The sequence below is a fragment of the Streptomyces sp. NPDC029466 genome (assembly GCF_055574515.1).
This window is the reverse complement of record NZ_JBVHZH010000033.1, coordinates 16,262-27,094: the sequence shown is the minus strand read 5'-3', so window position 1 is coordinate 27,094 and position 10,833 is coordinate 16,262. Positions and strand designations below refer to the sequence as shown.

The window sequence follows — 10,833 nt, the reverse complement described above, 5'->3', positions numbered from 1 at the left end:
GGGTCGGGAAACCGTACCGAACAACGACCTAACAAACCTGTCTTCGGGGGGGGGGTGGGGGGAATGGGTGAGGCCGTTTTTGCGGCGGCGCGGCCGGACCGCCCCGCCGGTGCTGCGGGTGGGGGCGCTGGCCATCGACCAGGGGGCCCGTCGGGTCGAGCGGGACGGCGCCGAGGTGACGCTGACGACGAAGGAGTTCGCCGTGCTGGAGCAGCTGGCGGTGCGGGCGGGCGAGGTGGTCTCCAAGGCGGAGATCCTGGAGCACGTCTGGGACTTCGCCTATGAGGGCGATGTCAACATCATCGAGGTGTACGTGAGTGCCCTGCGGCGCAAGCTCGGCGCGGGCCACATCGTGACGGTGCGCGGCGCGGGCTACCGGCTGGTGGCCGGTGGGTAGCGTGCTGGGCTCGGTACGAGCCAGGGCGGCTGCCGGGGCGACCGTGGTGGTGGCCCTGGCGCTGATCGCGGCGGGCACGGCGGTGCTGCTGGTGCTGCGCGGCAATCTCCACAACCAGGCGGGGCTGGAGGCGGAGGTCGCGGCGCGTGAGGTGGCCGCGAAGATCGCGACGGGGACGCCGTACGACCAGCTGGATCTGCCGGACGGCGATGAGCATCCGGTGGTGGTCGCCGGGGAGGACGGCCGGGTGCGGGCGGTCGGTGAGGACGTGCGGGCCGTCGACGGGAAGCGGGTGGGCGCCGGGCAGGGGGCGGGGAGCGTCGCGCCGCCGGCGGAGGAGGACGAGGACGGCGAGGACGACGACCGTGCGCTGAAGCCGGGTGAGGTCGATGACGACGTCGAGTACCGGGACGGGACCGCGGATGTCGACGGGACGGTGGCCGACTACCGGTTCGCGGTGGTCGAGGCGAAGGACACCCGTGGTGAGCAGGCGACGGTGCGCGCGGGGGCGGCGCTGGCGCCGGAGCAGGACGCCGTCGGGTCGGTGCGGGACGCCATGCTGCTCGGGCTGCCGCTGCTGCTCGTGGTGGTGGCCGGGGTGACCTGGCTGGTGACCCGGCGGGCGCTGCGCCCGGTGGAGGGGATCCGCGGGGAGATGGCCGCGATCACGGCGAGTACGGATCTGAGCCGGCGGGTGCCGGTGCCGTCGTCGAAGGACGAGATCGGCCGGCTGGCCCGGACGACCAACGAGACGCTGGCGGCGCTGGAGTCGGCCGTGGAGCGCCAGCGGCGGTTCGTCGCGGACGCCTCGCACGAGCTGCGCAGCCCGATCGCGAGCCTGCGCACGCAGCTGGAAGTGGGGGTGGCCCACCCGGAGTTGCTGGATGTGCCGGGCGCGGTGGAGGACACCGTGCGGCTCCAGCGGCTGGCGGCGGATCTGCTGCTGCTGGCCCGGCTGGACGCGGGGGAGCGGCCGGGCGGGGCCCGGGTCGATCTGGCGGCGATGGTGCGTGAGGAGAGTTCGCAGCGGGTCGCGGACCGGGTGCCGGTGCGGACCGGGGAGCTGGCGAGCGCGGAAGTGGCCGGATCCCGTGGCCAGTTGGGCCGGGTGCTGGGGAATCTGCTGGACAACGCGCAGCGGCATGCCGTCGCGTCGGTGCGGGTGGCCGTGGTGCGCGAGGGGGAGTGGGCGGTGCTGCGGGTCGAGGACGACGGCCCCGGGGTGCCGGAGAGTGAGCGGGAGCGGATCTTCGAGCGGTTCGTCCGGCTCGATGACGCACGGGCCCGGGACGACGGCGGGGCCGGGCTGGGGCTGGCCATCGCGCGGGATGTCGCGGTGCGGCACGGGGGTTCGCTGGCGGTGCGTACGGGCTCGGTGTTCGAGCTGCGGCTGCCGGTGGCCTGAAGCCCGGTGCGGCCCCGGCGGCGCGGCCCCGGCCCGGTCAGGGGGCCGAGGCCGGCCGGTCAGAGGCCGCCGCGCTCCTTGCGCAGGTGTTCGGCCACCGGAGTGAGCGAGCTGCGCAGCGCCTGGAGGTCCTCGGACGTGAAGAGGTCGATGAAGTGCTTGCGGACCGAGGCGACATGGTGCGGGGCGACCCGCCGCATGGTGTCCCAGCCCTCGTCGGTGAGGACGGCGTAGAGGCCACGGCGGTCCGACTCGCAACTCTCACGGCGCACCAGCCCGGCGTTCTCCATCCGGGTGATCTGGTGGGAGAGACGGCTCTTGGACTGGAGGGTGCTGGCTGCCAGGTCGCTCATCCGGAGGCGTCGGTCCTCGGCCTCGGAGAGGTTGACCAGGATCTCGTAGTCGTTGTTCGTCAGGCCGAACGGTTGCAGATCGCGCTCGAGTTGGTGCATCAGCAGCCTGCTGACATCGAGGTGGGTGCGCCAGGCACACTGCTCCTGGTCGGTCAGCCAGGGGGTGTCGCTGTCGGTCGTCATGGAGTGAATTCTACCCGTAAAAGTTGAATATCGAATTAATCATGCCGGGGGTGGCGCCTCGCCCGGCCGGGGGCCGGGTGTTGGTCAGACGTTCGAGGTCACCGTCCGCAGAGTACCGCTCACAGCCCGAAGCGGCGCTGGAGGCTGCCGAGGTTGCCGGGGAGCTGGGGCAGTTGTGAGCCACTTTGCGGGACGTGTCCGCCCCCGCCCGGAACGCCCGCTTCGGTGGGAACCGCACCGGTCGCCAGCTCCGGCATCAGCTGCTCCGTCGACTGGAGCAGGACCGTGCCGGCCCCGACGAACTCGAATTGGTGCTCCTCGCCGGACGCCCCGCCGATACCGGTGTGCGCCCGCAGCCCGCCCAGGAATCCTTGCAGGTACTGGTGGTCGTAGTGGTGGCACGGGGAGGGGCAGTCCGCCCAGCCGACGAGCGCCTGCGGGTCGACCCGGATCGGCGGCTCCATGAAGACCACCGGGCCGTTGGACGCGGCCACGAACTTGCCCGTGCCGATGAGGGTGAGAAAGCCCGGGATGATCGACTGCTTCAGCGACAGAGATGGCTGAAATGCGAGCAAGTTGCCCGAGCGAATCGTCAGGTTGCCGTCCTCCAGGTCGAAGGAATTCACATCGAAGGCACGGTCCGCGAGCAGCATCTTTCCCCGGCCCTCGGCGACGACCCAGTCCGCGGCGTGCAGTGGCGAATGAAAACTTCCGGCGACGAGGCGGTCCAGCCGGCCGTGTCCGATGCCGTGGAAGTCGATCTGCCCGTAGTAGGCGATCATCTTCCCCTTCTGGAGGAACCACTGGCCGTCCAGTTCGACGCTGAAGGCGTACGCATGGACGTTGTCGTCGGCGGGGAGCGAATGGACGTCGTGGACGACGGGACCGGTCACAGCTTTTCCTCCGACGCCTGTACGTAGACGGTGCCCTGGCCCGACAGCTCCAGCTGGAAGGCCTCGCCCGAGCCGCGGCCGACCATGTCGCGCCAGCCGAGCGCGGTGGACAGTTTGTTGCGGACGTCGCCGCGGTGGGCGACATAGGCCTGCGGGTCGACATGGACCGGGCGCTGGGGCGTGATCGGGAGTTCGATCACCCCGCCGTGGGCCATCACCGCGGCCGAGCCGACGCCCTGAAGGGTCGTGGTGAACAGGCCCTGGCCGGTGACCTGGCCGCGCACCATGCCCATCACCCCGCCCTGCGAGCCCATGAACATCGTGCCCTGCTGGAGCCCGCCGTCGAAGGCCAGCAGCCGGTCGGCCTCGACGTAGAGCGTCTCGCCCGTCAGGTCGACGACGTGGACGTGGTGGCCGCCGTGGCCGAACATGACCGTTCCGGTGCCCTCGACGGTCATCAGGGGGGTGGCCTCGCCGGCGATCCGGCGGCCGATCATCGAGCCGATACCGCCCTGGCCGCCCTGGAGGTTCGGGGTGAAGGAGACCTCACCGCGGTAGGCGAGCATCGCGCCACGCTGGCTGAACATCCGCTGCCCCGGACCGATCCTGGCCTCCACCATGCGGGAGTTGAGCATCGTGAACGGCATCAGACCTCACCGCCCACGGTGTTGCGCTCGCTGGGCTGGACGTACACCAGGCCCTCGCCCTCGAAGCGGATCTGGAAGGCCTCGCCGGAGCCCTCGCCGATGAAGGTGCGGAAATTCACGCCGGACTGGAAGTGCTGCTTGAGGTCGCCGGTGTGGGCGACATAGGCGCCCGGGTCGACCTGGAGCGGGTATTGCTTGGTGACCCGCAGCACCACCGCGGGGCCGTCGGAGGTGATCGCCGCCTGGCCGCTGCCCTCGACGGTGGTGGTGAACAGGCCGTTGCCCTGCGAGGCGCCGCGCAGGCCGGTGAAGGTCGTGCCCGTACGGAGCGCGGCGTCCGTGCACAGCAGATTGCTCGCCTCCACGAACAGCTTCTCGCCCTGCAACCGCACCAGGTTGATCTCGCTCGCGCGATCGGCGAAGTAGCAGGTGCCGTGGCCCTTCACCTCCATCACGTCCATCTGCTCACCCGTGAGCCGCCGGGTGACCATGCCGCGCAGGCCCTCGCCGCCGCCGGACATCTTCTTGAACGCCATCTGGCCGTCGTACGCGACCATCGCACCGTTTTTCGCCTTGACGGCGTCGCCGGTCATGTCGACGGCGAGCACCTTGCTCCCCTGGAGCCGAAACTGAGCCACGGATCAGACCGTAGTCGGCCGGGGCCGCGAGGGGCAGGTCCTTTGTCCCTGATATCGCCCTGAATCTCGTGGCGCGCACCGGTCTGTCGGCCCCTGCCTCCCCCCGGCGCGGTGATCGCCGAGGCGGCTGTAACAATGGGGCGAAGTTTGTGAACTCTTGCACAAGCGCCCGCCCGTCGCCCGACCTCCGCCCCCAGAAGACGGCGCTGCGCGCCGACCGCCCGCCCGTCACCCGACCTCCGCCCCCAGAAGACGGCGCTGCGCGCCGACCGCCCGCCCGTCGCCCGACCACCCATCTGCCACCCGAACGAGGTTCCCGTGGACATCAAGACCGCCGCCGCCCTGCACCGACTGCGCCTGGCCTCCATTCCCGAGGCCATCTCCTTCCCGGCGCTGCTGATCTTCGGCACCGGTTTCCGTCTGGCCTTCGACTACGACTCGCTGGTGATGCCGCTCGGCATGATCCACGGCCTGCTCTTCATCACCTACGTGGTGCTGCTGCTGGACGTGTGGAACCGCACCAAGTGGCCGGTCAAGCGCGTCGCCTTCTTCTTCGTGCTGGCGATCCTGCCGTTCGGCGGCCTCTTCGGGGACCGGATCCTCAAGCGCGAGGAGGAGGCCGGAGTGATCGCGGCCCGGGCCCGTAAGGAAGGGGTCGTGAACGCATGATCGTCGCCTTCTCCGTCAGCCCGCTGGGCGTCGGCGAGGACGTCGGTGAGTATGTCGCCGACGCGGTGCGGGTCGTCCGGGAGTCCGGGCTGCCGAATCGTACGGACGCCATGTTCACCTCCATCGAGGGGGAATGGGACGAGGTCATGGACGTCGTCAAGCGTGCGGTCGCGGCCGTCGAGGCCCGCTCCGGGCGGGTCTCGCTGGTGCTGAAGGCCGACATCCGGCCCGGTGTCACCGACGGACTGAGCTCGAAGGTCGAGACCGTGGAGCGGTATCTCACCGAGGGCGGCACTCCCCGGGCCTGAGCGGCCCGGCCCCCGGCGCCCCGACGGGGCGTCAGCCGCCCGCCGCCAGGGTGATCCCCAGCGGGGTGCGCTCGTAGCGCACCTGATGTCCGTGCCGGCGCGAGACCAGCAGACCGGCGTCGCGCAGCACGGACAGATGCCCCGAGACGGAGGACGGCGCCAGGCCGAGGCGGTGGGCCAGGGCCGTCGTGGTCGACGGGGTGTCGAGCGCGGCCAGCACGGCCGCGCGGTTCGCCCCCAGCAGCCGGGCCAGCGCCGGGCCCGTCTCCGGTTCGGTCCACAGCCCGCCGATCCCGCGCGCCGGGTAGATCACGGTGGGCTGCCACGGCGGATCGAAACCGCTGACCACGTCCGGCCACACGAAGACGCTGGGCAGCAGCAGCACCCCGCGGCCGTCCAGATCCTGTATCAGGGTGAAGTCGGTGCGGGTGCGCACCGTCAGGGTGCCGCCCGACCAGGACAGCCGCGGATGCAGATCGGCGAACAGCCGCTGGAGGCCGCCGCCCGCCAACTCCCGCGACCGGTAGGCGATCTCGGCCTCCAGCAGGGCCCGCAGCCGCGGCCAGTCCGGTGCGAGCAGCGCCCGCCAGGCCCGTTCGGTGACATCGGCCAGCTCCTGGACGGCCCGGGCCGGATCGGCCAGCGCCGCCCGCCCGCGCGCCGACTCCGCGGCCGCCGGCCGGCTCGCCAGCGACTTGGCCATCTCGGCGCGGGCCAGCGCCGGGTCGGTGGCGCGCAGCCGCGCCAGCTCCTCGTCGAAGCAGGCCACCGGGGTGTCCGGCGGGCTGCCCAGGAAGTCGGGGGTGTAGCCCGGGGGGATCGACGGCATGAAGAGCCACAGCGGCGTCAGGTCCAGCCCGGCCAGCGTCTCGCGCATCCGGCGCAGCCACGGCGTGTGATAGCCGTGCCGGTCGGCGCGGCGCAGGGTCCGTACGGCCTCATGGGTCTCGCACAGCGGGGAGATGGCGAACCGGATGCGGAGCAGGTCATCGGCGCCGAAATGCAGGTTCACCGGCACGGCCGCACGCTCCCCCCACGCAGGATTCGGCTGGAGCCGAAAGAATACGGCGCGGCACCGGGCTCCGGCAGGCTGCGGACATGCCCTCGCCTTCCGGGCCCGCGCCGTCGGGCCGCCTTCCCGCCTGCCCTGATGAGGGCGCCGCCGACGCCGGGCCGTACACCGGTGCGGCCCGCCCGGACGGCTATCGCGCCGTCTTCGCCGTCGCCGAGTTCCGGTACGTCTTCGCCGCGCATCTGCTGTCCTCGCTCGGCGTGGTCGTGTGCGAGATCGCGCTGTCCGTGCTCGTCTTCAGGCTCACCGCGTCGCCGCTGCTCAGCGCCCTGACCTTCGCGCTGGGGCTGCTGCCGTACGTGGTCGGCGGGACGCTGCTGTCGGCGGTCGCCGACCGGTATCCGGCCCGGCGGGTGCTGGTCGGCTGCGATCTGCTGTGCGCGCTGGCGGCGGCGGGCATGGTGGCGCCGGGCACCCCGGTCGCGGTGCTGCTGGTGCTGCGCTGTGTGCTCGCGGCCATCGCGCCGGTCTTCGCCGGGACCCGGGCCGCGACCCTGGGGGAGATCCTCGGCGAGGGGGAGCTGTTCGTCATGGGGCGCTCGGTGATCCGCATCGTGAACCAGAGCGCGCAGCTCGCCGGGTTCGCCGCGGGGGGCCTGCTGCTCACGGTGGTGTCCCCGGCGGCGGTGCTCGCGCTCACCGCCGGTGCGTTCCTGGGGTCGGCGCTGCTGCTGCGGCTGGGGACCCTGGCGCGCCCGGCGCGGGACGGGGCCGGGGGCGCGGCGCGCGGGGCACTGCTGGCGGCCTCGCTGGGCGGGGCCCGATGGCTGCTGACCGACCGCCGGGTGCGGGCCCTGCTGCTGCTCACCTGGCTGCCGCCGGCGTTCGTCGTGATCCCCGAGGCGCTGCTGGTGCCCTACGCCGGCCTGCTCGGTACCGGCCCGGCCGGTATGGGGCTGCTGATGTGCGGCATGCCCATCGGTGCGGTGCTCGCCGAGAGCCTGGTGGGCACGTTCCTCGGGCCGCGGGCCCGCACCCGGCTGACCTTCCCCATGGGGGTCTTCGCCGTGCTGCCCTCGCTCGGCTTCGCCGCACAGCCCTCCCTCGGCTGGGCGCTGCTGCTGCTCGTGCTGACCGGCACCGGGATCACGTACAACTTCGGGGTCGACCGCTGGTTCGTCGCCGCGGTCCCCGACGCCCTGCTGGGCCGGGCGATGACGGTGATGCAGGCGGGGCGGATGACGGTGATGGGCCTGGCGATGGGGCTGGCCGGGGTCGCCGCGGAGTACGCGCCACTGCGGGTGGTGATGCCGGCCGCGGGGGTGCTGGGGGCGGTCTGCGTACTGGCGGTGATCTTCGAGGTGCGGCGTACGGCGCCAGGGCCGGGCCGGGCGTCCCGCGGGCCGGTGCGCGGACCGGCCGGACCGGTGACCCGGACCGAAAAATGAGACGCGGCTGACCACCATATGGCCGCCCGGTAGGGTCGGACGCGTGCCGAAGCCGCTCAGCCTTGCTTTCGACCCCATCGCGCGCGCCGATGAACTGTGGCAGCAGCGATGGGGCGCTGTGCCCTCGATGGCCGCGATCACCTCGATCATGCGCGCCCATCAGATCCTGCTGGCCGAGGTGGACGCGGTGGTCAAACCGTACGGGCTGACCTTCGCCCGGTATGAGGCGCTGGTGCTGCTGACCTTCTCCAAGGCGGGCGAGCTGCCGATGTCGAAGATCGGCGAGCGGCTGATGGTGCACCCCACCTCGGTGACCAACACCGTCGACCGGCTGGTGAAGTCCGGGCTGGTCGCCAAGCGGCCGAACCCGAACGACGGGCGGGGCACGCTCGCCACCATCACGGAGAAGGGCCGCGAGGTGTGTGACGCGGCGACCCGTGACCTGATGGCGATGGACTTCGGGCTCGGCGCCTATGACGACGAGGAGTGCGCGGAGATCTTCGCGCTGCTGCGGCCGCTGCGGGTGGCGGCGGCGGACTTCAAGGACGAATAGGGCGGCGTCCGGAGGGGGGCGGCGAAGATCGCCCCGGAACGGCTGGTTACCCTCGGGGCATGAAGCGAAGCGTCCTGACCCGCTACCGGGCGATGGCCTACGTCACCGCGGTGATGCTGCTGGTGCTCTGTACCTGCATGGTTTTCAAGTACGGCTTCGGGATGGGCAAGGACCTCACCCTGGTCGTCTCCCAGATCCACGGCGTGCTCTACATCATCTACCTGGTCTTCGCCTTCGACCTGGGCTCCAAGGCGAAGTGGAAGTTCGGCAAGCTGCTGTGGGTGCTGGTCTCGGGCACCATCCCCACCGCGGCGTTCTTCGTGGAGCGCCAGGTGGTGCGGGAGGTCGAGCCGCTGATCGCCGGTGACGCTCCGGAGCCGGCGAACGCCTGACGGCCGCCCCGGCCACCCCTGGAAACCTGCGGAACGCGCCTGTCCCTCTGAGGGGCGGGCGCTTTTGCATGCGCCACGCCCTTACGGACAGTGAGCATCGCCACGCACAGGGCGACTCATGAGCCTCTCCCGTCGACAAGTACTAGGACGTCCTAGTAAATTCAGGGGTATGGACGCTGACGCGATCGATGAGGGCCGCCGCCGCTGGCAGGCCCGGTACGACTCCGCCCGTAAGCGGGATGCGGACTTCAGCACGCTTTCGGGTGATCCTGTCGAGCCGGCGTACGGGCCCCGGCCCGGGGACTCGGTCGAGGGGTTCGAGCGGATCGGGTGGCCGGGCGAGTTCCCCTTCACGCGCGGGCTGTATCCGACCGGCTACCGGGGCCGGACGTGGACGATCCGCCAGTTCGCGGGGTTCGGCAACGCCGAGCAGACCAACGAGCGCTACAAGATGATCCTCAAGGCGGGTGGCGGCGGCCTCTCCGTCGCCTTCGACATGCCGACCCTCATGGGCCGCGACTCCGACGACCCGCGCTCGCTGGGCGAGGTCGGGCACTGCGGGGTCGCCATCGACTCGGCCGCCGACATGGAGGTGCTGTTCCGGGACATCCCGCTCGGTGATGTCACGACCTCCATGACGATCAGCGGTCCCGCCGTCCCGGTCTTCTGCATGTATCTGGTGGCCGCCGAACGCCAGGGGATCGACCCGGGTGTCCTGAACGGCACGCTCCAGACGGACATCTTCAAGGAGTACATCGCGCAGAAGGAGTGGCTCTTCCAGCCCGAGCCCCATCTGCGGCTGATCGGCGACCTGATGGAGCACTGCGCCCGCGGCATCCCCGCGTACAAGCCGCTCTCGGTCTCCGGGTACCACATCCGCGAGGCGGGCGCGACGGCCGCGCAGGAGCTGGCGTACACCCTCGCCGACGGCTTCGGCTATGTGGAGCTGGGCCTCTCCCGCGGGCTGGACGTCAACACCTTCGCCCCCGGCCTGTCCTTCTTCTTCGACGCGCATCTGGACTTCTTCGAGGAGATCGCCAAGTTCCGCGCCGCGCGCCGTATCTGGGCCCGCTGGATGCGCGATGTGTACGGCGCCACGAGCGAGAAGGCGCAGTGGCTGCGCTTCCACACCCAGACCGCCGGTGTCTCGCTGACCGCCCAGCAGCCGTACAACAACGTCGTCCGCACCGCCGTCGAGGCCCTGGCGGCCGTGCTCGGCGGCACGAACTCGCTGCACACCAACGCCCTGGACGAGACTCTGGCGCTGCCCAGTGAGCAGGCCGCGGAGATCGCGCTGCGCACCCAGCAGGTGCTGATGGAGGAGACCGGCGTCGCCAATGTCGCGGACCCGCTGGGCGGTTCGTGGTTCATCGAGTCGCTCACCGACCGGATCGAGGCGGACGCCGAGAAGATCTTCGACCAGATCAAGGAGCGCGGCCGGCGCGCGGTGCCGAACGGTGAGCACCCGATCGGCCCGATGACCTCCGGCATCCTGCGCGGCATCGAGGACGGCTGGTTCACCGGCGAGATCGCCGAGTCCGCCTTCCGGTACCAGCAGGCGCTGGAGAAGGGCGACAAGAAGGTCGTCGGCGTCAACTGCCACCACGGCTCGGTCACCGGCGACCTGGAGATCCTGCGGGTCAGCCACGAGGTCGAGCGGGAGCAGGTGCGGGTGCTCGCGGACCGTAAGGCGGCGCGGGACGACGCCCGGGTGCGGGCCGCGCTCAAGACGATGCTGGACGCCGCACGGGCCGGCAGCAACATGATCGAGCCGATGCTGGAGGCCGTACGGGCCGAGGCGACGCTCGGCGAGATCTGCGGCGCGCTGCGCGACGAGTGGGGCGTCTACACCGAGCCCGCCGGGTTCTGAGACCCGGCCGGTGTGCGAACGGGGTGGGGCGGCGGGTGACTCACCTGCCGCCCCGCCCCCGTGCG

Annotated in this window: 12 protein-coding genes and 1 pseudogene; 8 read left to right on the top strand and 5 right to left on the bottom strand. The window is 71.4% G+C overall.

Annotated features, from left to right (window positions below; genetic code table 11):
* Positions 1-79 precede the first annotated feature (79 nt).
* Together ACZ4XD_RS24015 and ACZ4XD_RS24010 are read left to right on the top strand one after the other, a co-directional pair.
* A pseudogene (locus ACZ4XD_RS24015) lies at positions 80-397 on the top strand (winged helix-turn-helix domain-containing protein); the annotation flags it as partial.
* 4 nt (positions 398-401) lie between these two features.
* Positions 402-1,802, top strand: coding sequence for a sensor histidine kinase (locus tag ACZ4XD_RS24010; RefSeq protein WP_468045276.1), 1,401 nt, complete (start codon positions 402-404; stop codon positions 1,800-1,802).
* 59 nt (positions 1,803-1,861) lie between these two features.
* On the opposite strand, the gene ACZ4XD_RS24005 is transcribed toward ACZ4XD_RS24010, so the two are convergent.
* The 4 genes from ACZ4XD_RS24005 to ACZ4XD_RS23990 form a co-directional block, all read right to left on the bottom strand.
* The gene (locus tag ACZ4XD_RS24005; protein WP_042148837.1) at positions 1,862-2,338 is read right to left on the bottom strand and encodes a MarR family winged helix-turn-helix transcriptional regulator; all 477 of its coding nucleotides are present in this window, start codon (positions 2,336-2,338) and stop codon (positions 1,862-1,864) included.
* 119 nt (positions 2,339-2,457) lie between these two features.
* Complete coding sequence (locus ACZ4XD_RS24000; RefSeq protein WP_388185714.1) at positions 2,458-3,231, bottom strand: AIM24 family protein; 774 nt, start codon at positions 3,229-3,231, stop codon at positions 2,458-2,460.
* Positions 3,228-3,878: an AIM24 family protein gene (locus tag ACZ4XD_RS23995; protein ID WP_468045188.1), complete on the bottom strand. Its 651-nt coding sequence runs from the start codon at positions 3,876-3,878 to the stop codon at positions 3,228-3,230. Before ACZ4XD_RS23995 ends, ACZ4XD_RS24000 begins: the two co-directional genes overlap by 4 nt.
* Positions 3,878-4,516: an AIM24 family protein gene (locus ACZ4XD_RS23990; protein ID WP_042148845.1), complete on the bottom strand. Its 639-nt coding sequence runs from the start codon at positions 4,514-4,516 to the stop codon at positions 3,878-3,880. The genes ACZ4XD_RS23995 and ACZ4XD_RS23990 overlap by 1 nt, the downstream gene beginning before the upstream one ends.
* Positions 4,517-4,834: 318 nt before the next feature.
* Here ACZ4XD_RS23990 and ACZ4XD_RS23985 point away from each other — a divergent pair, with 318 nt between their 5' ends.
* Positions 4,835-5,185 carry a DUF3817 domain-containing protein gene (locus tag ACZ4XD_RS23985; protein ID WP_386691561.1) on the top strand — a complete coding sequence of 117 codons (351 nt, stop codon included), beginning with the start codon at positions 4,835-4,837 and terminating at the stop codon, positions 5,183-5,185.
* Entirely contained in the window at positions 5,182-5,493 is a 312-nt protein-coding gene (locus ACZ4XD_RS23980) for an MTH1187 family thiamine-binding protein (protein ID WP_468045185.1), read from the top strand. The genes ACZ4XD_RS23985 and ACZ4XD_RS23980 overlap by 4 nt, the downstream gene beginning before the upstream one ends.
* A gap of 31 nt (positions 5,494-5,524) precedes the next feature.
* Here ACZ4XD_RS23980 and ACZ4XD_RS23975 read toward each other — a convergent pair whose 3' ends face one another.
* A complete protein-coding gene (locus ACZ4XD_RS23975) occupies positions 5,525-6,511 on the bottom strand; it encodes an ArsR/SmtB family transcription factor (protein WP_468045183.1) in 987 nt (328 codons plus the stop codon).
* 80 nt (positions 6,512-6,591) lie between these two features.
* Here ACZ4XD_RS23975 and ACZ4XD_RS23970 point away from each other — a divergent pair, with 80 nt between their 5' ends.
* The 4 genes from ACZ4XD_RS23970 to ACZ4XD_RS23955 all read left to right on the top strand — a co-directional run bounded on the left by ACZ4XD_RS23970 (position 6,592) and on the right by ACZ4XD_RS23955 (position 10,768).
* Entirely contained in the window at positions 6,592-7,953 is a 1,362-nt protein-coding gene (locus tag ACZ4XD_RS23970; protein WP_468045181.1) for an MFS transporter, read from the top strand.
* A gap of 43 nt (positions 7,954-7,996) precedes the next feature.
* On the top strand, positions 7,997-8,506 hold the full coding sequence (locus ACZ4XD_RS23965) for a MarR family winged helix-turn-helix transcriptional regulator (RefSeq protein WP_468045179.1): 510 nt from the start codon (positions 7,997-7,999) through the stop codon (positions 8,504-8,506).
* Positions 8,507-8,565: 59 nt separating this feature from the next.
* Positions 8,566-8,898: a DUF3817 domain-containing protein gene (locus ACZ4XD_RS23960; RefSeq protein ID WP_468045177.1), complete on the top strand. Its 333-nt coding sequence runs from the start codon at positions 8,566-8,568 to the stop codon at positions 8,896-8,898.
* Between the two features lie 169 nt (positions 8,899-9,067).
* Positions 9,068-10,768, top strand: a complete 1,701-nt coding sequence (locus tag ACZ4XD_RS23955; protein WP_468045175.1) for an acyl-CoA mutase large subunit family protein — start codon at positions 9,068-9,070, stop codon at positions 10,766-10,768.
* Positions 10,769-10,833 lie beyond the last annotated feature (65 nt).